This window comes from Listeria sp. SHR_NRA_18 (genome assembly GCF_003856515.1).
Lineage (GTDB): Bacteria > Bacillota > Bacilli > Lactobacillales > Listeriaceae > Listeria_A > Listeria_A newyorkensis.
Genome location: NZ_QPKR01000001.1, coordinates 23,349 through 44,700 on the forward strand (window position 1 = coordinate 23,349; position 21,352 = coordinate 44,700).

At 41.7% G+C, this 21,352-nt stretch carries 18 protein-coding genes and 1 other annotated feature; of the genes, 15 read left to right on the forward strand and 3 right to left on the reverse strand.

The genetic code is table 11. The features are described from left to right. Window positions 1-225: 225 nt before the first annotated feature. The 8 genes from asnB to DUK53_RS00250 all read left to right on the forward strand — a co-directional run bounded on the left by asnB (window position 226) and on the right by DUK53_RS00250 (window position 10,663). A complete protein-coding gene (asnB, locus tag DUK53_RS00215) occupies window positions 226-2,091 on the forward strand; it encodes an asparagine synthase (glutamine-hydrolyzing) (RefSeq protein WP_036088988.1) in 1,866 nt (621 codons plus the stop codon). A 968-nt stretch (window positions 2,092-3,059) separates the two neighbouring features. Continuing rightward, window positions 3,060-3,458 (forward strand): glycerol-3-phosphate cytidylyltransferase, encoded by a 399-nt coding sequence (tagD, locus tag DUK53_RS00220; protein ID WP_036133268.1) that lies wholly within the window; start codon window positions 3,060-3,062, stop codon window positions 3,456-3,458. Window positions 3,459-3,538: 80 nt separating this feature from the next. Further along, window positions 3,539-4,567 carry a glycosyltransferase family protein gene (locus DUK53_RS00225; RefSeq protein WP_124892520.1) on the forward strand — a complete coding sequence of 343 codons (1,029 nt, stop codon included), beginning with the start codon at window positions 3,539-3,541 and terminating at the stop codon, window positions 4,565-4,567. Beyond that, window positions 4,531-5,874 carry a CDP-glycerol glycerophosphotransferase family protein gene (locus DUK53_RS00230; protein WP_236637248.1) on the forward strand — a complete coding sequence of 448 codons (1,344 nt, stop codon included), beginning with the start codon at window positions 4,531-4,533 and terminating at the stop codon, window positions 5,872-5,874. The genes DUK53_RS00225 and DUK53_RS00230 overlap by 37 nt, the downstream gene beginning before the upstream one ends. 5 nt (window positions 5,875-5,879) lie before the next feature. Then, window positions 5,880-6,887: an XcbB/CpsF family capsular polysaccharide biosynthesis protein gene (locus tag DUK53_RS00235; RefSeq protein WP_036133316.1), complete on the forward strand. Its 1,008-nt coding sequence runs from the start codon at window positions 5,880-5,882 to the stop codon at window positions 6,885-6,887. 41 nt (window positions 6,888-6,928) lie between these two features. Next, on the forward strand, window positions 6,929-7,681 hold the full coding sequence (locus DUK53_RS00240; protein ID WP_036133264.1) for a DUF6270 domain-containing protein: 753 nt from the start codon (window positions 6,929-6,931) through the stop codon (window positions 7,679-7,681). 415 nt (window positions 7,682-8,096) lie between these two features. Then, entirely contained in the window at window positions 8,097-9,359 is a 1,263-nt protein-coding gene (locus tag DUK53_RS00245) for a glycosyltransferase family 2 protein (RefSeq protein ID WP_036133262.1), read from the forward strand. Between the two features lie 23 nt (window positions 9,360-9,382). After that, complete coding sequence (locus DUK53_RS00250; RefSeq protein ID WP_036133260.1) at window positions 9,383-10,663, forward strand: nucleotide sugar dehydrogenase; 1,281 nt, start codon at window positions 9,383-9,385, stop codon at window positions 10,661-10,663. Between the two features lie 82 nt (window positions 10,664-10,745). Here DUK53_RS00250 and DUK53_RS00255 read toward each other — a convergent pair whose 3' ends face one another. The 3 genes from DUK53_RS00255 to mnmL form a co-directional block, all read right to left on the reverse strand. After that, window positions 10,746-11,807, reverse strand: coding sequence for a MupG family TIM beta-alpha barrel fold protein (locus DUK53_RS00255; protein WP_036133258.1), 1,062 nt, complete (start codon window positions 11,805-11,807; stop codon window positions 10,746-10,748). An 82-nt stretch (window positions 11,808-11,889) separates the two neighbouring features. Next, on the reverse strand, window positions 11,890-12,480 hold the full coding sequence (gene mnmM, locus DUK53_RS00260) for a tRNA 5-(aminomethyl)-2-thiouridylate-methyltransferase MnmM (protein ID WP_036133256.1): 591 nt from the start codon (window positions 12,478-12,480) through the stop codon (window positions 11,890-11,892). Beyond that, on the reverse strand, window positions 12,477-13,445 hold the full coding sequence (mnmL, locus tag DUK53_RS00265; protein WP_036133254.1) for a tRNA modification radical SAM protein MnmL/YtqA: 969 nt from the start codon (window positions 13,443-13,445) through the stop codon (window positions 12,477-12,479). The genes mnmM and mnmL overlap by 4 nt, the downstream gene beginning before the upstream one ends. Window positions 13,446-13,579: 134 nt before the next feature. Here mnmL and DUK53_RS00270 point away from each other — a divergent pair, with 134 nt between their 5' ends. The 7 genes from DUK53_RS00270 (at window position 13,580) to DUK53_RS00295 (ending at window position 21,253) form a co-directional block, all read left to right on the forward strand. After that, entirely contained in the window at window positions 13,580-14,986 is a 1,407-nt protein-coding gene (locus DUK53_RS00270; protein ID WP_036133252.1) for an amino acid permease, read from the forward strand. Between the two features lie 80 nt (window positions 14,987-15,066). Beyond that, window positions 15,067-15,699, forward strand: coding sequence for a hypothetical protein (locus DUK53_RS00275; RefSeq protein WP_036089001.1), 633 nt, complete (start codon window positions 15,067-15,069; stop codon window positions 15,697-15,699). Window positions 15,700-15,742: 43 nt separating this feature from the next. Further along, window positions 15,743-15,953, forward strand: a binding site (T-box leader). Between the two features lie 60 nt (window positions 15,954-16,013). Continuing rightward, complete coding sequence (gene leuS / locus DUK53_RS00280; RefSeq protein ID WP_036133250.1) at window positions 16,014-18,428, forward strand: leucine--tRNA ligase; 2,415 nt, start codon at window positions 16,014-16,016, stop codon at window positions 18,426-18,428. Window positions 18,429-18,572: 144 nt separating this feature from the next. Next, complete coding sequence (locus DUK53_RS00285; protein WP_036089005.1) at window positions 18,573-19,220, forward strand: response regulator transcription factor; 648 nt, start codon at window positions 18,573-18,575, stop codon at window positions 19,218-19,220. Continuing rightward, on the forward strand, window positions 19,213-20,586 hold the full coding sequence (locus tag DUK53_RS00290) for a sensor histidine kinase (protein ID WP_036133247.1): 1,374 nt from the start codon (window positions 19,213-19,215) through the stop codon (window positions 20,584-20,586). Before DUK53_RS00285 ends, DUK53_RS00290 begins: the two co-directional genes overlap by 8 nt. A gap of 17 nt (window positions 20,587-20,603) precedes the next feature. Continuing rightward, entirely contained in the window at window positions 20,604-20,747 is a 144-nt protein-coding gene (locus DUK53_RS17435; protein WP_156110611.1) for a hypothetical protein, read from the forward strand. Continuing rightward, window positions 20,744-21,253, forward strand: coding sequence for a transglycosylase SLT domain-containing protein (locus tag DUK53_RS00295; RefSeq protein WP_036133245.1), 510 nt, complete (start codon window positions 20,744-20,746; stop codon window positions 21,251-21,253). Before DUK53_RS17435 ends, DUK53_RS00295 begins: the two co-directional genes overlap by 4 nt. Window positions 21,254-21,352: the final 99 nt, after the last annotated feature.

The following is a 21,352-nucleotide window of genomic DNA, read 5'->3' on the forward strand; positions in this document are numbered from 1 at the left end:
TTTGCCTAGGATCTAAGCCTTGTGCGGCCCGCTGGTGTTTCGCGGTGCGTTCATGAATAGGCATAAAACATCAATTTTAATAAAGGATCCAGGAAATTCATGTTTACGTGATTTTTCTGGGTCTTTTTTTGCGGGATGCTGTTCAAACAAACCCTATTTATGATATGATAGACGTTGTTGAAAAAGTGGACATAAATAGTTTAAAAATAGAGGAGAAATGTGACGATGTGTGGATTTATTGGATGCGTACATGACCGCATTGCTGAAATTACTGGCGAAGAGAAGGAAACGTTTAAGCAAATGAATGACATGATTACACACCGTGGCCCCGATGATGAGGGTTATTTTACGGATGAGCATGTTCAGTTTGGTTTCCGTCGCCTCAGCATTATTGATGTGGAGAACGGTCATCAGCCGCTAACGTATGAGAATGAGCGGTATTGGATAATTTTTAATGGTGAAATTTATAATTATGTGGAGCTGCGCGAGAACTTGGTGAACGAAGGTATGACGTTTGAGACGAGCAGTGATACAGAGGTTATTATTGCTACATATGCCAAATATAAGGAAAAAACGGCGGAACAATTGCGCGGTATGTTTGGTTTTGTTATTTGGGATAAAGAAGAGGAGAAAATTTACGGTGCCCGCGATCCTTTCGGTATCAAGCCGTTTTTCTATGCAGAGGAAGATGGAAAACTTTACATGGGTTCTGAGAAGAAATCGATCTTGCATGCGCTAAAATCTACAAAATTGGATGAAGTGTCTTTACAAAATTACATGACGTTCCAGTTTGTTCCGGAACCGGACTCTTTGACGCAAGGTGTGAAACGCTTAGAGCCAGGTCATTATTTCACGAAAAAAATCGGTGAATCGATGCAGATTAGTCAATATTGGAAGGCGAAATTCCAACCAGTTGCGAAATCAGAAGATACGTTTATTAAAGAAATTCGCGATGTAATGTATGATTCTGTAAAAATGCACATGCGCAGTGACGTGCCGGTCGGTTCGTTCTTATCGGGTGGGATTGATTCCTCGATTATCGCGGCGATTGCAAAAGAATACCATCCTGCGATTAAAACGTTCTCTGTAGGCTTTGAACGTGATGGCTTCAGTGAGGTCGATGTAGCTAAAGAAACCGCTGAAAAACTAGGCGTCGAGAATATCAGTTACATCATTACGCCACAGGAATACATGGATGAATTGCCGAAAATTGTTTGGCATATGGATGATCCGTTGGCAGATCCAGCTGCGATTCCGCTTTATTTCCTATCCCGCGAAGCACGTAAACACGTGACGGTTGCTTTATCAGGAGAAGGCGCGGATGAACTTTTCGGTGGGTATAATATTTATAACGAGCCGAATTCGCTGTCCATGTTTAACAAAATGCCAGGTGTTTTGAAGTCGATGCTTCGCGGCGTCGCAAATGTTATGCCTGAGGGAATGCGCGGTAAGAGCTTCCTTGAGCGCGGAACAACACCGATGGAAGAACGTTATATTGGTAACGCGAAGATGTTTACGGAAGCCGAGAAAAAAATCTTGCTGCCGAAATATCAAGCCGGTCACGATTACACAAAAATTACCGATCCACTATATGCGGAGACAGTTGGCTACAATCCAGTGGAGCGGATGCAGTACATCGATATTCATACGTGGATGCGCGGCGATATCTTGCTGAAAGCCGATAGAATGACGATGGCGAACTCGTTAGAAGTCCGTGTGCCATTCTTGGATAAAGAAGTATTCCGTGTGGCAAAAGATATTCCAGCGTCGCTTAAAACAACGAATGGTACAACGAAATACGTGTTGCGTAAAGCAGCCGAAGCATTCGTACCCGATCACGTTTTAAATCGCCGGAAACTTGGATTCCCAGTGCCGATTCGTCATTGGTTGAAAGACGAGATGAATCAGTGGGTCAAAGATATTATTCGTGATTCACCGACAGATCACCTCATCAATAAAAAATATGTCTTGCAATTACTAGACGATCATTGTGCCGGAAAACAAGATTATAGCCGTAAAATTTGGACGGTCGTTATTTTCATGATTTGGTATGATGTGTATGTGGAAAACAAGTATGATTTTGGAAAATAATACGATAAATATGGAAGCACCGAGCCGTTTGGGCGAGGTGCTTTTTGCGATTTTGGTGCAAAATAGAGGGTGATTCCAAAAAAAAACATACGATGTAAGTGCTAACATTCACTCTTCAAGTAGCCTTTGTGAACGTCTAGTGAATCTTTTTGCGAAAGCTTGAATACGTGGAATCTTGCCTGTATAATCAAGTAAGAGATTAGAGTTTAATTCTTTTTATTGAAACAGGGAGAGTGGTTTGAAAACTCTTATTTTAAATGATTGAATTTTCTATCTTTTTAACGAACATATAATCTGAATCTAAATGTAATAATTGGGAATTATGGAAGCACACACTGTAGCGACGGAAGAAGAGTAGTTTACAACAATAACTTTTCGAATGACACTGAGATAAAAAGTGAATAAATTTACAAAAATAAGAAGTTTGTTTCAAAATGGTTGGTTATTTGGCTTAAAAATGCAAGACTTTAAAAAAATAAACGGAACTAGGCATCAGAAATGACATAGGTTACACAAAAACAGTCCAAATATGTACAAAAGGTGAAATGTTTTTGAAGCTATTGTATATACGAGCCGGGCTATGTATAATGAGGAAGGTACAGCGCTGTGATGCACTAAAGGTGTATAAATGAGGACCTTCGAGAAGTAGAAAAGAAGGATGAATCATGGATTATTTGGCTTGTTTGAGTTGCTCTTAAAACATATTGAAAGAAAGCTGAAACTAAATCTTTCGGGCATGATGATTTCTCAAATTTCCCTTTATTTTCTGCATACGCCGTATTTTTTTATCCAATTATTGGTATAGACGACCGAGCCTTGATTTCATGATGATGAAATTTTGAGTTGTAAGCAGTTCAGGGAATGATTGGATAGTTCAGTTATTTTTTCGTACGAATTTCAGTGTAAGGAGCCATTCATAAAAGGCACATGTTACATTATTGTCAGCGGGGAAAGGGAGTCACTACATTATGAAAAAAGTTATCACATATGGCACATTTGATTTATTACATTGGGGCCATATTCGTTTATTAGAGCGTGCCAAGCAATTGGGGGATCATTTGACGGTCGTTCTATCTACGGATGAATTTAACTTATTAAAAGATAAGAAAGCATTTCACAACTATGAGCAGCGTAAATATTTATTGGAAGCTATTAAACATGTCGATCAAGTCATACCTGAGACTACTTGGGATCAAAAAGTTGCGGATATCCAGTCGCATCACATTGATATTTTTGTAATGGGGGATGATTGGAAGGGGCAGTTTGATTTTTTGAGTGATCATTGTGAAGTATGTTATTTGGAGCGCACAAAAGATATTTCGACGACTTACATCAAGCAACAGCTTGCAGGAAGCGCTCAGACATAAAGCCACGGTATTCCTCTTCTGAAATTGGCACTGGATGCTGACTTGAAGAGAGATTTTTTTGAAATTGGGGAGTCAGCGCAATGAGGGTTGCTATTATCGGATTTAATGTTTTTTCGCCAGGGGGTACGAGTCGTAGTAATCTGAACTTGACCAAAGAGTTTAATCAGGAAGGGATTGACGTTGTTCTTTATAATGCGCGTCCTTTTTCACCGACGGATATTTTGAGTCTTCGTCATCAGGAGACATTGAGTGCACAGGTGAGTTTTCAGCCGTTATTAAACTTGGGTAAAGATGCTACGATTGATGTGTATATTATAACGCGGGAAACGTTCTTCCCATTGGCGCAGATTATTAAATTCTATTGCCCGCATGCCATGACGATTGGTGAAATACATGCACCGCTGAGTATATTGCCTGAAAACTTGGCTACAGATTTGCATGCGTTGGACTATGTGAGGGTAGCGACAGAATCTATCAAACGAGAGTTTCAAGCGACGTATAATTATGACGCATTGCTTGTTCATCATGTCAGTACGCACCACGTAAAGTTGCCCGAGAATGATATGCAAAAACCGACGAGTAACCTCTATGTTCTTTCTCGATTTGAGGATGATGTGAAGGATATATCCTACGCGATTCGACTTTTGGATTATCTCGTTCATTATCATAAAGCGACGCATATCAAGCTGTATATTGAGGGGTACGGGCCTTCTGAGATGCTGTATCGTAACTTGATTAATAATTATTCACTGCATGCCAATGTGTTCTTCAATCAGGGAACGCCTGTGGATTATATTTATTTTTCAACGTCGCGTTATGAAACATTTGGCTATTCGATTCTGGAGGCACTGGCCGAGGGGAAACGTGCCATTTTATTTCCAGGAGAAGACAGAGTATTACGAGAGGTCTATGGTAATCCTAGCAATATTCAATGGATTTCGAAAGATGTACAAATGGATGCGACGCGTGTTTTAAATTTTCTTGCATCCGTTAAGAAAATCAATTATCGGCAAGCCTCCCGGTTATTGCGACACCTAGAAATTATGTGTCTCTTTATGCGGAGTGTCATCACGTGTTTCAATCACAAAAACCAAGAAAATTTGCATTAAGCAGGAGTGTAGAAGAGATTTGGGCGGACGTCATGGCAAGTGATATGGACCAGTTACCCATCATTTATCGCATGTATGGCTTTTTGAAAGATAAGCCTGTTATTGGGAAAATTTTGACGAGTCATTCCACCAAAACGATGTTGCATTCTCTACTTGATCGGATAAATGCTTGGAAAGAAAGGCAGCATCGGACGACAGTGATAAACGAGAATATGTATTTTATTGAATCTTTTCATGGGAAGTCATTTTCAGGTGATCCGAAGTATATCGCGCTTTGGATTAAGAAACACATACCGAATGCGAAGGTGTATGTCAGTTCTGTGAATCAATTGGTAGACATGGAGATTCGGCATTTTGGTTTTGAGGCGCTTCGTTTAGGTAGTGCGAATTATCAGCAGAAATTCCACATGTGTAAGTATATTATCGTGAATGGAAATCCGCTAGATAAAGTTGGAAAAGCGCCTAATCAGGTCATTATTCAAACATGGCACGGTTTACCTTTGAAGAAAATGGTAGCAGATTTAGAGGATGTGAAGCACCGACAACAAGAGCTGAGTGCTTTTTTACCGCGGATGAAAAAATGGGATTATCTTTTGACATCGTCCACTTTTAATACGACATTGTTTCGTTCGGCTTTTGCGTTAGAAGAAAATCCAAAATTGGAGATACTCGAGATGGGGGCGCCAAGGAACGCGTATTTGATCGAGAATAGTAGTAAACATGGGGAAAAATCGCGTATTCATTTGAAATACTTTAATCGGCCGCTAGATGCGAGCAAGAAGTATATTTTATTTTGTCCGACATGGCGTAAGCAGGAGCGTGAGGAAGTTACTGGTATTGACTTAAAAGCGTTGATTGAGAGTTTACCGCCTGAATATGAAATTATCGTGAAGCTGCATCCATTAGAGACTTCGCTACGCAAATTATATAAAGCGTTGGATCCGAGAATTCATTGTTTCTTTAATGAACTTGTGGATATTCAAGAATTATTTTTGCTAGTAGATGTCTTAATTTCTGATTATTCGTCAGCTATTTTTGACTATGCGCACTTGAATAAGAAAATTATTATTTTGCAAGAGGATTCGGAAAAATATCAGAAAAAGGTTGGCTGGTATTTTGATATGAAGCAGACGTGTTTGTTGGAAGGAAAGTCTTATACGACGGAGAGTCTGGCAGAGGCTATTTTGGAGGATGATCCTCATGTGTTTCAATATTGTAACGCCATTCAGAAGAAGCTGCTAAACCTTGATAATGTATTTATGAATGAGAAGTTAATGCGGGTGTTATTTTTGAAAGGGAGGCCATGATTTATATGACAGCAAATAAAGATATGGAGTTTACGGATATTTATAGTTTTCATTGTGAGTATGAAAAAATGAAGGTGGTTGTGAAGACTTTTTCGAATAAGAATATTTTGGAATTGTCGCGGGAGACACAGCCGATTTTAGAGATGTATAAAGCCATTTTAGCGCACGATTATATTTTATATATGCATTCGGGGCAATCTTCTTACTTTATTCGGCGTAAAGATGTGCATACGATTTGGCAACGGAAAGATTTAATTCAACATGGAGATTTGTTTTATTCGTTGGATCAGATACCTGCTGAAAAAGAAAACAAGCTTGCACCTAAACGTTTAGTCGTGATTTTTTCTCCGATGCCGGCGAAAGAACATTATCATAGTGCAAACATTGCTCACCGTTGTTTCACGACTTCTTTTGCAAGTATGCAGAAGCATTTAGTGAAGAATACGATTATTATGCGGATCATGGATTTAAATTTATCTTATGGAAGTCATTATATCAATACGTTCAATTATATGGAAATGGAATCAGATATTCAAAATGCTATTCAGTTTGTGATGGATTCGAACCATATTGCGAAAGATGACGTTGTACTGTACGGTGGTTCTAAAGGTGGTACTGGTGCGTTGTATCACAGTTTGCTCGGAGATTATAATTCGGTCACGGTAGATCCAATTATCAGTATTGAGCAGTATAACCAAGAGAACGATTTGCATTATCTACGGGATTTTCGAAAAAGGAGTATTTTGAATGATTTAATGAAGCTCGCTAATACAGAAACGACTAAAAAACGCATTATTTTTGGTTATCCGCTGATTTCTTTTAACTACAATTTATATTCGCAAATTCCATCTGATTCAGTGGAAATTCATAACGTATTTGATTCATCAGTGCACAAGCATGCAGATATTTCACGAAACACAATTATAGAACAAATTACATGTATCAATGAGCTGTTACTTTCATCGAGCAATCTACATAAAATTGTAGAGCAAATCAGTGCGTTAACAGAGTAGAGAAGGGAACGAGTACGATTATACCTAAAAAAATCGCCATTATGGGCTCCTGCTTAACCAGAGACAATTTCAATACGACGTTTAATCCAGATTACAAAGATTTTTTTGAATGTGTGCTGCATCAACATCAATGTAGTTTTCTAAGCCTCATGTCGCCAGCTTTACCTTTAGTAGAGGATGAAGAGACGGCGAAGATGAATGCTTTTACTGGATGGCATTATAAAACAGAACATACAAAAGAATTTTTGAGTCTGATTCAAACGAGGAAGCCAGAATATCTACTTTTGGATGCCTATGCTGATATTTATTTGGGCGTTGTAGAGGCTACACAAGGTTATTTTACGTATAATCCTAAATTTAAAGATGTGCCTCCAGTAAAGGATTCGGAAGCGATATGGACGATAACTGCTGATTTCGAATCTTACTTTAAAGCTTGGATGCAGCATGTCGATGCGTTTTTCCAATTTTTGCATGAAAAGGTTCCTTTTTGTAAGATTGTCTTGGTGAAGGCTCGATTTGAGGATGTATTTGAAGATGGTACTTCGCTTAATGAATGGCGGGAGGGTCGCAATTATCCAACGGTGGATATTGAGCGATTAAATGGTATTTGGGATATGCTAGATCAGTATGTGGTGGCTCATTTCCATGTACAAATTTTGGATATGACACAAAAGAAATATACACTTGATAAGGACCATCCTTGGGGCAATTTTTATGTACACTATACAAGAGATTTTTATCATGACTTTTTGTTTCAATTGAAAGAGTTAACAAAAGGTGATGAAATAAGATGATTAGAAACATGCTAATTTTAGTGTGTTTTTTTATTATCTGCATCATACCATTAAAAAAGTAATTAAAAAGATAGTTAGTATCGATTTATTTTCCAGAAAAATGGATTTTTTTCTGTAAATGGATGAGTATTTGGATTTAAAAGCGTATAATTCTTGTGAAAAAGAGGAAAGTATGTATAAAAGGTGAAACATTTCAGAAACTATTGAATATAGGGGGCTTGGTATGTATAATTGGAAATGTGTTAGTGTTTGTTAAAAGAGGAGCAAACTCTATATTGGGAAAGGGACTGCAACGTGTAGATTGAATTTAGACAAATCGGATAATATGGATTGTCTTTCGAAAAGAATTTAATTATCTTTATTTATTTTAAAATTAGAATATTAAGTCTTTTTATGAATTGAAGGGGTTGGTACAATGTATGAAGAGGGAAGGAAGAAATCGTCATTTGTTATTTCGCTATTTGGTTTTGTGCTTTGTGTAGCGATGTTGGAGATGATTGGTTTTTGGAGGACGGGGAACATTTCGACATCGTTTAGTATTTATGGTTGGGGAATGGTCATTTATCTTATTATTAAAATGACGCTATCTATGTTCTATAAGCCGAAGAAAAATGAACCGCCGAATTTGAAAGTAACGGTTGTTATTCCAGCTTACAATGAGTCGAGTGATGCCATTCTTCGTTTGATGGAGACGATTCAGAAGCAAACCTATCCGATACATGAAATCTTTTTTGTGGATGATGGCAGTAAATCAAAAGAGGCTGTTATTGCTTTGCGAAAATATGTGGCGGAAGCAGATTTGCCAAATACGAAGAATATTATTATTCACGAGATGGAGAAGAACCAAGGGAAACGCCATGCGCAAGCTTATGCATTTGAGAACTCTACAGGGGACATATTTTTCACTATGGATTCTGATGGAGAGATTTTCCCTGATACGCTTTATGAATTAATGCGACCGTTTGCTGATGAAAAAGTGATGGCAGCGACGGGACATATTAATGCTCGTAATCGTGATACGAACTTGTTAACACGTCTTTTGGATATGCGTTATGACAATGCTTTTCGTGTGGAGCGGGCTTCACAGTCAGTAACTGGACATATCCTTGTTTGTTCGGGGCCAATTAGTTGCTATCGACGCGAGGTTATTATGGATAATCTACAGCGATATTTGAACCAAACAGTTCTGGGGGTTCCAGCGTCTGTTGGGGATGACCGTTGTCTGACAAACTATGCGATTGAGAAAGGTACCACGATTTATCAATCAACAGCAGAATGTATTACAGATGTTCCAGATACGATGCGTGTCTTTTTAAAACAACAAACGAGATGGAGTAAGTCATTTTTTAGAGAGACATTTATATCGATGCGTATGATTTTTACACATCCAATTGTATTTTTATGGTCTTTTGTTGAAATCGTGCTATGGCTTATTTTCCTAGCTGCTGTTGCTTATAATATTATTTGGCATTTCTGGGATTTAACATGGGTCGATTGGGTATTTTACTTAATTCTAGCTTGCCTATCAGCTTATGCAAGGAATGTGCATTATATGTTTAAGTATCCGCTTTGTTATTTAATGGCTCCGATTTATGGACTGATTCATTTTTTCACTATTCATATTGTTCGATTAACTGCATTGGCAACATTACGTGTCGATAAATGGGGGACACGTTAAGGCATATAAAAAGGAGTAATGGGATGAATAATTTTAAGAAAATAAAGAATAGTTTGAACGAAAAAGAAGCGGTTATCGCGGTTATGGGACTTGGCTATGTTGGTTTGCCACTAGCTATTTCCTTTGCCGAAGCTGGTTTTCAAGTCATTGGTTTTGATCCAAGTGAGCCAAAAGTGACGCTTGTTGCGACTACAGATTCTGAAAGTTTAGCAAAAGCAGATGCCATCATTATTTGTGTACCAACACCACTTACAAAATCGTATGAACCGGATATTTCATATATTGTGAGCGCTGTGGATATGATTCGAGCGAACATGACGCCTAATACGGTTGTGGTATTGGAAAGCACGACATATCCGGGTACTTCTAAGGAATTGCTTTATGCGCCGATTGAGAAAGATGGGTGGAAGCTTGACGAAGATTTCTATGTCTGTTATTCACCAGAGCGAGTAGATCCGGGGAATAAAACCTATCAAACTGAAAATACACCGAAAGTTTTGGGTGGTATGACGCCGATTTCGATGCAAGTGGGGACGGCCTTATATGAACAAGTTATTAATCATGTAGTGCCAGTAGCATCAACAGAAGTCGCAGAGATGAGTAAACTTCTTGAAAATACGTTTCGCAGTATCAACATCGCGTTTATTAATGAAATGTCCTTGTTATGCGAAAAATTAGATATTGATGTTTGGGAAACCATTGAAGCATCTAGTACAAAACCATTTGGATTTATGCGATTTAACCCAGGCCCAGGAATTGGAGGGCACTGTATTCCACTAGATCCGATTTACCTGTCTTGGAAAGCAAAAGAAGTTAATTTTTTCAGTCGCTTTATTGAGTTAGCGCAGGAAACAAATCATCAAATGCCTGAGCATGTTGTTCACAAAGCAATGAAAACTTTAAACAGTAAACAAAAAGCATTGAGTGGTTCGCGAGTCTTACTGTTAGGGATGGCATATAAGGAGAATATTGATGATCTCCGTGAATCGCCAAGTATCTCAGTTTATGAAAATCTTGTAAAAGCAGGAGCTAGCGTCGATTTTTGTGATCCATTAGCAACGAAGTATCGGGACTATGATGGTACCATCCAAGAAACGATTCCGCTTGATTACAGCAGTTTTGCATCTTATGACTTAGTTATCATGCTGACATGTCACGACTTGTTTGATAAAGAACAGATACTCGCGAATAGCGCTTTAATTTTAGATACGAAAAATGTGATGTCTTCATTTGGTTCAAGTAAGGTTACTCGCTTCGGTGGTGGACCAGTTATAGATGTTGAAAAATCATTGATGGCACAGTAAACTTGGGTGCCTTGAAGGTTGATAGATAGAAAGAAGATTCTGCTCGTGTTAAAGTGAGCAGAATTTTCTTTGGTTATACTGATTAATTATGTTGTCTCAATTGAAGTGCCTGTCCAGGTTTTATGAAGGGGAGTATGGCAATTGATTCTGGTGTGACTTGACCGATAATATTCGTTTTTTGCTCAGCGGTCAGATCACGGAGAGCAATCGTAATTTCTCCTTGATAGCGTCCAAACAGGTTATTGTCAATCAAGATGCTACCGATATGACGTTTGTTTGATGGAATCGGTGCTATATCAATTTTCCCCAAAGCTGGTCGGGATTTTTCTAAGCGAATGAGATCGCGTGCTGGGTCCATGCGATTATTATCTGGTCTTAGTAGGTGTTTTTGAATCTCTGGGTCAAGATTTGGAGCTAGTTGGCAGTCGAGTAAGAGCATGCCATCTTTAGCGAAGGCGGCGAATTGTTCGGTTGTTCGTGCTTGCAGCGATGGATCGCCGATGTAGATGTTGTCGACGCCGAGTGTTTCTAATTCAAGTGCTGCGGCGAATGGATTGCTGTGGCGGTGGTTTTCGAGTGTTGGTAAGCCTTCGAATAAGGGCTGGCGTTTTTCACCGTCGCCGGGCACGAAAGCTGCGATTTTTAAGCCGTGAAGGTGTAGAAAATCATTCGTTTGCTTGAAAAAGGGAATATCGAGACCTGTGTGCGGTTTTGGATAGTAGTTATGGAAGGCTTCCACTTGCGAAATATCGACCCCGGCTTGTATAAGTGCTTCTAAAAAGGTGCTGTCAATCGTGCTGGCGTTTAGGTAGATTTTGATTTTCTTGGCGAGTTTTGCGATTTCTTCTGTGGTGAGGCCGTAATCGACGCGCAAGCCGGTAACGCCGAGATCAGTCAGTTGGTCGGCATTGTCAATTGTGAGTCCGATGTGTGCGAGTGATTCAGTGGAAATATCGAGGACTAACTGCATGTCGTGTATTTTTGCTGCCGCGCCTAGTCGTATTAGCAAGTGTCGATAGTTTGTAGGATTTTCTTCTGGAATGTGTAAGGAACTGAAAATGAGCGAAAAGCCGTTTTTGGATGCATGCTGGATTGTTGTTTCAAAATCATTGTCGCTGGATAAGTAAACCGAGATACCGAACATTTGAATCACCGTACTTTCTGGATATTTTAATTTAAGTATACAGTTAGTGAAATTTTATTTCAAACAAAAACCAGTTCCCGGATTATTTCGTGGGAACTGGTTTTGTTTTTCGTTTTTCAATGGCAATCACAAAAGGTGGGTTGTTGCGCTGGTTGATGAAGCGGTATTCTAACACGTGAAACTGTTCTTGGGGAAGCGCTTCGGCGTAATTTAGCACGGCTGATTTCTCGGTTTGGCCTTCGGGGTGTCCGTGATAAATGACTAGAATCACGATGCCGCCGATGGTAAGTAGTGATAGGGCGGATTCGATGGCTTTTATAGTAGAGTCAGCGAGTGTAGTGATTGTTTTGTCGCCGCCTGGGAGATAGCCGAGATTGAAGATAGCTACTTTGATCTCGGTTTGTTGTGGCAGGAGCTCCGCCATGTTTGCATGACTCTCGTGTAGCAGCGTGACTTGGCTGGCAACGCGTTTCTCGGTGAGCAATTGCGTCGTAGCGTCAATCGCTTCTTGTTGGATATCAAAACCGAATACACGACCATTCACGCCAACTAAATTCGCCAAAAAAGCCGTATCGTGGCCGTTTCCAATCGTAGCATCAACAACGGTATCACCAGGCAAAATAATACGAGTCAGCAGGTCGTGGCTAAATGGTAAAATGCTTTTTAAGTTCATGCCTCGTTCCCAACCTTTGCAGTGTTGTAAAATTTCCCTTGCCAACTATCACGTCTGACGAGCTCGGCATCGATCGAATTCAACACTTCCCATTTATTCAAACTCCAAATCGGACCAATCAAGTCTTCGATGGCGCCGTCCCCCGTAATGCGATGAATCACCATCTCAGGCGGCAGTATTTCGAGCTGATCACACACAAGGCTAACATAATCATCCTTCGTTAAAAATTTCAGTTCGCCGTTCTTATACTGCTGAACCATTGGTGTGCCTTTTAGCAAATGTAATAAATGAATTTTGATGCCTGCAACGCCGCTTTCCACGACTTTTTGCACGGTTTCCATCATCATTTCTGGTGTTTCGCGAGGCAGACCGTTGATAATGTGCGTGCAAACACGAATGCCGCGAGCGTGTAATTTTTCGACGCCTTCCACGTAGCAATCGTAGTCATGCGCTCTGTTGATTAGTACACCAGTCTCGTTGTGCGCGCTTTGGAGGCCGAGTTCCACCCAGAGGTAGATTCGTTCGTTTAACTCGGCTAAATAGTCCACAACGTCGTCAGGAAGGCAATCGGGACGCGTCGCAATCGAAAGTCCCACGACGCCTGGCTCGTTCAGCACGGATTCGTATTTTTCGCGCAGTTCGGCAACAGGGGCGTGCGTATTCGTGAACGCTTGAAAATAGGCCATATATTTGCCGTCCTTCCATTTCGTATGCATCCGGTCCTTAATCGCGTGAAACTGGGTTTGCAGATCATCCACGCGGTCTCCAGCAAAATCACCAGACCCCGCTGCACTGCAAAAAGTACAACCACCATGCGCCACTGTACCATCGCGATTCGGACAATCAAAACCACCGTCAAGCGCCACTTTAAAAACCTTGTAGCCAAAATGGTCACGCAAGCAGTAATTCCACGTGTGGTATCGTTTATTATCGTTCGTATATGGAAATGGGTTCATTTTTGTCAAACTCCTTCAAACTTGAAATAATCATCCCTGCTATTTTATCATATTTTTCAGGGTTGCGGAGGAGTTATCATTGTGCTATGATATAAAAATACTTTAACTTGGTAATGTGCTAAAATGACTTGGGGGCAGAGAAAATGAACAAAACGAACAAAAAAATGGGCTATCTTGTATTAACATCTCTAGTAGTAGGGAACATGATTGGATCGGGAATCTTCATGTTACCGCGGCAAATGGCAGCTGTTGCAAGCCCGCTCGGCATTATGTTGGCGTGGATTTTAACAGGGACCGGCGTTTTAATGATCGCGCTCGTATTCGGAAATTTGGCTGTGCGACGACCAGACTTAACAAGCGGTGCGCAAAGCCATGCGTTCGAATTATTTGGCAATCCAAAACTAAAGCGGCTCGCAGGATTTATCGCCGTTTGGAGTTATTGGGTCGCTAACTGGGCAGGAAACGTGTCCATCATCACCTCCTTTGCTGGGTACTTATCCGTCTTTTTCCCAGTACTTAATAGCAAAAAGGTCGTGTTCACGATGGGGTCCTATCAGCTAGGGCTCGGTCAATTATTAACATTCCTAATCTGCTCCTTGCTTTTATGGGGCGTTTGTCTGATCATCATTCAAGGTGTGAGCGGGGCTGGGCGGATTAATTTCATCGCGACTGCCGCAAAAATAATCGGCTTCTTCCTGTTTATTGTCGTCGGTTTATTTGCTTTCCAATCCTCCGTGATGGGCGAGTGGTACCATCCAGTTGCTGATATGAGTGGACTGGAACACGGCTTGTTATCCCAAGTCAACAGCGCAGCAATCGTTACGCTGTGGGCATTTATCGGAATCGAGTCGGCGATGATGTTCGCTGGACGCGCTAAATCCGGGAAAACTGTTCGTGCGGCAACGATTTCAGGTCTCATCATTTCGGTTTGCCTTTACACGACAATCACGATTCTGGCGCTTGGTCTCATCCCTAAATCCAAGTTGTTGCATTCTGCGAGTCCGCTTGCCGATGCGCTAAACGCCGTCACAGGAAGCGGCGGCTCGGCAGTCATGGCCTTGCTCGCGTTAGTCTGCCTATTCGGCTCAGCGATTGGCTGGATTATGATGAGTTCCGAAGCACCATACCAAGCCGCAAAAAATGGCCTCTTTCTCCCATTCTTAGCAAAAACGAATAAAAACGGCACGCCAGTCCTCGTCCTCATTTTGACATGTTGCGCGTCCCAATTATTCATCCTATCAACGCTTTCCGGCAATATCGCAACGGCCTATGATTTCGTGGTTAAAGTCTCAACACTCGCGTTTCTCGTCCAGTATTTCATCTCGCCACTATTCCAATTGAAACTGACGCTAACCGGCGCAACGTACGAGACGAATTCACTCGGAAAACGTTGGTTTGACGGCTTTATCGCAGCGCTTGCCCTAACATACGCCTGCTGGATTATCAAAAGTGGAACAGAAGATTGGCGCGTGTTTGCTCTGAGTCTAGGTCTATTCTTCCTAGGATTTCTACTGTATCCGTTGATGAAATATAAGCCGTTACCAAAATGACAATCGTTGCTTTATCCGCGTTTTTATGCTATTTTTAAAACATCTTTAGGTTACTTTGGGAATGCGAAAGAAGTGGGGAAATGATAATTGTGTATCTTGTGTTGGCGATTATTTGTTTAATGGTCATCACAGCTTTTTATGGAAAAATCAACATTCGAAAACATTGGATTGGCTTTGCTGCACTTGTTTTACTGGTCGCGATGATGGCGATTTTTTTCAGACAGACGTTTTTCGTAACGGGGAGTCCGTACCACGAAATCCATAAGCAGGTTGCCTCGACGGATCTTTCTTCGGAGTCGGTAAATGGGGTCAAAATCGATCAAATACTATCTACCTCAGCGCAGAAAAAAGATTTTAAATCGAAGCAAGTGTCGGACAAGAGTCTCCAAAAAGAGATAAAAGTCCTCATTCCGAAGAAAAAGGAGAAGGCGACGTACTGGGTATCTATCGAGGATGCTGACAAAAATCGCGTGATACATATCGAATATGGGAGCGATAAATTAACGACGAGCCGCGGCATCAAGTTCGGCGATTCTGTTGATAAAGTGACTAGTACGTATGGCTCAGCGTATCGTAATTTAACGAAATCCGATCGCTATGAACAGGAGCTGGTGTATGAAGATAGGGATAATAACATCGAATTACGCTTCGGTTTTTGGGATAACAAAGTCGAGATGATTTGGTTGACGGCGCTTGATAAGGCTCCAATTTAGAGGGTTGTCAAAGTGTGGCTAATAGGCTACAATAGAGCTATTGATGAAGCAAAAGAAGAGGAGTAGTAGTACAGGTTCTTGGCGTTTAGAGAGGTGACGGTTGGTGCGAGTCACACGCGAAGATGTACGAACTTGCCTCGGCACGCATAGATGTGGTGAAAACCGCCGTCCTTTTTCCGCGTTAAGGAATTCTTGAGTTGAGTGGAGACACTAATTTGGGTGGTACCGCGGGAGTTTTTACTCTCGTCCCATGGCATTTTTTTGCTGTGGGATTTTTTTGTTTTGCAGCAAGTATAGAAAGGGAGTTATGGATTATGACATTTAATCACAAAGAGATGGAGCCGAAATGGCAGAAGAAATGGGAAGACGAGAAGATTTTCAAAACGACGGAGGACGCGGATAAGTCGAATTTTTATGCACTCGATATGTTTCCTTATCCATCAGGCTCAGGCCTCCACGTGGGACATCCAGAAGGGTACACGGCGACGGATATTATTTCGCGAATGAAGCGGATGCAAGGTTTCAACGTGCTTCATCCGATTGGTTGGGATGCATTTGGCCTGCCAGCGGAGCAGTACGCGATTGATACAGGGAATGATCCTGCTGAATTTACAGCGCATAATATTGAGAATTTCACGCGCCAAATCAAGTCGCTCGGCTTCTCTTATGATTGGGATCGCGAAATTAATACGACCGATCCGAGCTACTACAAATGGACGCAATGGATTTTCACGAAACTATACGAAAAAGGTCTCGCGTACGAGGCGGAGGTTGCGGTAAACTGGTGCCCAGCGCTTGGTACGGTGCTCGCGAATGAAGAAGTTATCGATGGCAAAAGTGAGCGCGGCGGGCACCCTGTTTTCCGTAAACCGATGCGTCAATGGATGCTAAAAATTACGGCGTACGCGGATCGTTTGCTGGACGATTTGGATTTGGTGGATTGGCCGGAGAATATTAAAGATATGCAGCGCAATTGGATTGGGCGTTCAGAAGGTGCGGAAGTCGCGTTTGAAGTGAAAGACAACGATGCGAATTTCACCGTATTTACGACGCGTCCGGATACACTTTTTGGAGCAACGTATGCAGTTCTAGCGCCAGAGCACGATTTGGTGGATAAAATTGTCACGGCAGATCAAAAAGAAGCGGTGACGGCGTATCAGAAGCAAGTCGAGCTTAAAAGCGAGTTGGAGCGTACGGATCTTGCGAAAGACAAGACGGGCGTTTTCACGGGGGCTTATGCGATTAACCCGGTGAACGGCGAAGAGATGCCAATTTGGATTGCCGATTATGTCTTGATTCAGTATGGAACGGGTGCGATTATGGCGGTTCCAGCACATGATGAGCGCGATTACGCGTTTGCAAAACAATTCGATTTGGAAATTAAAGCGGTTCTTGCTGGTGGAAATGTGGCAGAAGAAGCTTATACAGGCGATGGCGACCACATTAATTCTGGGTTCCTCGATGGCCTAAACAAAGACGACGCGATTACTAAAATCATTGATTGGCTAGAAGAAAATAAAGCTGGTACACGCAAAATTAGTTTCCGTCTACGTGACTGGTTGTTCAGCCGCCAGCGTTATTGGGGCGAGCCGATTCCCGTCATTCATTGGGAAGATGGCGAAACAACAACGATTCCAGAACAAGAATTGCCACTACTTCTTCCAAAAGCAACGGAAATCAAGCCATCTGGAACAGGTGAATCGCCACTTGCAAACCTGACAGACTGGGTAAATGTTGTCGATGCGAATGGTCGCAAAGGGGTTCGCGAAACGAATACGATGCCGCAATGGGCTGGCTCTAGTTGGTACTTCTTGCGTTATATTGATCCAGAAAACGAGACAGTTTTGGCGGATAAAGAGAAGCTTGAAAAATGGCTGCCAGTCGATGTGTATATCGGTGGCGCCGAGCATGCCGTTCTGCATTTGCTTTACGCGCGATTCTGGCACAAATTCTTGTACGATATCGGCGTAGTACCAACGAAAGAACCGTTCCAAAAACTATTTAACCAAGGTATGATTTTGGGCGACAATAACGAGAAAATGAGTAAGTCTCGTGGCAATGTTGTCAATCCAGATGACGTGGTGGAGCAATACGGTGCGGACACACTACGCCTTTACGAAATGTTCATGGGACCGCTTGAAGCATCGATTCCTTGGAACGCGAACGGCCTAGAAGGGGCGCGCAAATTCCTAGACCGCGTTTGGCGCTTGTTCATCGAGGAAGAAACAGGCGAAATCAACGCTAAAATCACGACAGAAGCCAACGTTGACCTTGAGAAGTCGTACCATCAAATGGTGAAAATGGTTTCCGAACACTACGAAAACCTGCGCTTCAACACAGGCATTTCGCAGTTGATGATTTTCATAAATGATGCGTATAAAGCAACGACCGTTCCGAAAAACTATGCGGAAGGTTTCGTACAACTCCTTTCACCAATTGCGCCACATTTGGCCGAAGAACTATGGAGCCGTCTAGGTCACGCCGAAACGATCACGTATGAGTCATGGCCAACATTTGACGCATCAAAATTGGTAGAAGATGAAGTCGAAATCGTGCTACAAGTAAACGGTAAAGTGAGAGCTAAAGTCACTGTAGCTAAAGATTTGAGCCGAGATGAGCTAGAACAAATCGCTCGCGCCAACGACAAAATCACCGAAGAAATCGAGGGCAAAACAGTCCGCAAAGTCATCGCTGTACCTGGTAAATTGGTGAATATCGTAGCGAATTAAATGTAATAAATAGCTTGCCTAACTCGATTCATGGTTAGGTGGGCTATTTTAATTTTAAAGAATTTCTAAAGGTTTGTTTTTTGTCAAATTCGCGTCATAAATCTATGGTATGATGGAAAAAATGAACCACTAGGATGATGAAGAATGAATGTGCTAATTGCGGATGATCAAAAAGATATGTTGAAAATTTTATGTGCTTATTTTAAAAAAGAAGGCTTTACTGTTTTTCAAGCGGAAAATGGGGAAGAAGCTTTAGAAATATTTTATCGTGAGAAATTGGATTTAGCGGTGTTAGATTGGATGATGCCGGGCGTGAACGGAGTCGAAGTTTGCAAGGAAATGAAGGCGTCGGGTTCTGTGAAAGTGATGATGTTGACGGCGAAAAGTGAGGGCGAGGATGAATGTTATGCGCTGGAATCTGGAGCGGATGACTATGTCAAGAAGCCGTTTTTCCCGAAGGCGTTGCTGGTTCGCGCGAAGAACTTGACGGGTTTTCAGAACTGCTTTGAAGTGGCGGATATCACGATTGACACATATGCCAAGAAGTTATTTAAACAAGGTATGGATATTAATGCCACGAAAACAGAGTACGAATTAATGCGCGTTTTAAGTCAAAATAAGGGCGCGATTCTGAATCGAAATCAGTTGCTAGACATCGTTTGGGGCATCGATTATGAAGGCGAGGAGCGCACGGTGGATACGCATATTAGGCGGCTTCGCGAAAAAGTTGGTGACGGGCTGATTAAGACGCATCGCGGGATGGGTTACAGTATCGAGGTCGGCAATGAGTAAGCTTGGCCGGAAACTGACATGGCGGATTTCGGCAGTCGTGATTGGTGTTTTTGCGCTATCGATGCTCTTGAATCAATTTTTCCTGCCGAAATACTATCATTTTGAGATGAATCAAAAAGTGACGCAGGCGATGAAAGAGGTCGACAAATGGGATAAGAAGCGGATTGAGAATGATCTCGGCATCCTAGAAGCGAAATATGACGTGACGATTGTGGCTGAGAAAATGAGCAATAATGTCGACGATTTGAATGAGATGCTGCGGCTAGACTTGGCGCAGAAACGCATTGCGCTGAATCGTTTTTGGGTGACTGGTGAGACGCTGGATGATCTTAAAAAAGGCGCGATTATTACGAAACTATATGACCAAGGTAAGCAGAAATCGAGTTTTTTGGTGAGCCTGAATGAGAAGGATGGTTTGCTCATTGTGGCGGGGATTTCGATTGCGAATTACGATGAAACCGCCAAAATTATTAATGAATTCAACTTGATGTTGATGCTGTTTGGTTCCATTTTAGTCGTTGCGCTCACTGGTTTCTTCTCTCGGAAAATTACGAAACCGCTAGAAGAATTGAAAAGTGTTGCCGACCAAATTTCGAAGTTGGAATTTGAAAAGGTAAGCATTGAAACGCGGGATGAATTGCAAGATTTGGCGACGAGTATCAACGTCATGAGTGATGATTTGAAGAAGGCGCATCATGCTTTGCTACGTCGAAATAAAGAATTGAAGCATTTCACAGCGGACTTAACGCATGAATTGAAGACGCCGCTCGCGCTGATCAAAGCCTACAGTATGGGTATTCAGGATGGTTTGGACGATGGCACGTATATGGCGACAATCGTGAAACAGACGGACCAAATATCGATGCTTATTGAAGAACTATTACGTTTTTCCAAAATGGAAGTAGATCCGCTACATCTAGAAAAAATCCAAGTTCGGATGCTTTTTGAGGAATTGCTCGCGAATTATCAAGAGACGACGGGGCTAGATATTCGTACAAAATCAGAAATCAGTCCAGAGGTCGTTATTTTAGCGGATAAAGTGAAACTGGAAATGGTATTTAATAACGTCATCACGAATGCAGTGAAATACGCAACGACGAATCAAATTAAAATCGAATGGGCAGAACGAAACAATAAAGTCTATTTTGCAATTAAGAATGAAACAACGATCCGTGACGCGCAGACATTGGAACATATTTGGATGCCGTTTTATGTGAGAGAAGCTTCGCGCAATAAGAATTTTTCAGGGACGGGGCTTGGGCTTGCGATTGTGCAAACCGTGATGGAACAACATGAATGGGAGTATGGCGCGAAATTGGAAGATAGCTGGATAACGTTCTATCTGGTTTTTGATCAAATCGAGTGAGAGAGGGGGAGGCAAGCGTGAAAACAAAAAATATCGTCGTGAGTATCGTACTTGTCTTCGTCCTCGCGATCTTACTGATTTTACAAATTTGGCAACCGCATGAGGACATGCCAGAACAGGGGTTTACGAAAATACACACTAATGAGAGGTTAAGGCTATGAAAAGAGAAACATTTATTTTTATATTAGGCGTATTAGCAGCAGCTGCACTGGTGTTTCACTTCTACGATCAACATCAACAGCGCGTGGCAATGATGGATATGATTAAGGAAACAGCGAAAAAACACGATATACCGGCTTGGATTCCACTCTCGATTGCCGAAACTGAGAGCGGATTCGACCCAAAAACGATTGGTGATGCGGGAACTTCTTATGGCTTATTCCAGTTACATCGCGGCGGTTTAGCACCAGAAGGAATGACCGAAGATGAGTTGTTGAAACCCGAAGAAAATATCGAAATCGCGATTACAAACATGACGAGAGCCTACGAACGCGCGCAGGTGAAAGGGCTTGAGGGTATTGAAATGCTGACCTATATCGCTAATACCTCTGGCTGGCCGACCCAGCGTGGAACCGATTGGACGGATCAAAATACGAATTACAATAAAAAACTAGCGAAAAATTTCAAAAAGCATATTAAAATAAAGGAATTGGCGGTATTAGAATAAGACGAGAAGCGGCTTGACAAAACAGTTGAGCTGCTTTTATTGTGTTTGTTAATGAAATTTTATTTCATTATTTTAAAATAGTTGTTGAAATATAATTCC

Excerpts from the sequence above, each read along its gene's own strand:
- DUK53_RS00250 (WP_036133260.1), top strand. The coding sequence starts at position 9,383 with ATGAATAATTTTAAGAAAATAAAGAATAGTTTGAACGAAAAAGAAGCG.
- leuS (WP_036133250.1), top strand. The coding sequence starts at position 16,014 with ATGACATTTAATCACAAAGAGATGGAGCCGAAATGGCAGAAGAAATGG.
- DUK53_RS00240 (WP_036133264.1), top strand. The coding sequence starts at position 6,929 with ATGGGCTCCTGCTTAACCAGAGACAATTTCAATACGACGTTTAATCCA.
- DUK53_RS00225 (WP_124892520.1), top strand. The coding sequence starts at position 3,539 with ATGAGGGTTGCTATTATCGGATTTAATGTTTTTTCGCCAGGGGGTACG.
- DUK53_RS00295 (WP_036133245.1), top strand. The coding sequence starts at position 20,744 with ATGAAAAGAGAAACATTTATTTTTATATTAGGCGTATTAGCAGCAGCT.
- tagD (WP_036133268.1), top strand. The coding sequence starts at position 3,060 with ATGAAAAAAGTTATCACATATGGCACATTTGATTTATTACATTGGGGC.
- DUK53_RS00270 (WP_036133252.1), top strand. The coding sequence starts at position 13,580 with ATGAACAAAACGAACAAAAAAATGGGCTATCTTGTATTAACATCTCTA.
- DUK53_RS00235 (WP_036133316.1), top strand. The coding sequence starts at position 5,880 with ATGACAGCAAATAAAGATATGGAGTTTACGGATATTTATAGTTTTCAT.
- asnB (WP_036088988.1), top strand. The coding sequence starts at position 226 with ATGTGTGGATTTATTGGATGCGTACATGACCGCATTGCTGAAATTACT.
- DUK53_RS00275 (WP_036089001.1), top strand. The coding sequence starts at position 15,067 with ATGATAATTGTGTATCTTGTGTTGGCGATTATTTGTTTAATGGTCATC.
- DUK53_RS00290 (WP_036133247.1), top strand. The coding sequence starts at position 19,213 with ATGAGTAAGCTTGGCCGGAAACTGACATGGCGGATTTCGGCAGTCGTG.
- DUK53_RS00285 (WP_036089005.1), top strand. The coding sequence starts at position 18,573 with ATGAATGTGCTAATTGCGGATGATCAAAAAGATATGTTGAAAATTTTA.
- DUK53_RS00255 (WP_036133258.1), bottom strand. The coding sequence starts at position 11,807 with ATGTTCGGTATCTCGGTTTACTTATCCAGCGACAATGATTTTGAAACA.
- mnmM (WP_036133256.1), bottom strand. The coding sequence starts at position 12,480 with ATGAACTTAAAAAGCATTTTACCATTTAGCCACGACCTGCTGACTCGT.
- DUK53_RS00245 (WP_036133262.1), top strand. The coding sequence starts at position 8,097 with ATGTATGAAGAGGGAAGGAAGAAATCGTCATTTGTTATTTCGCTATTT.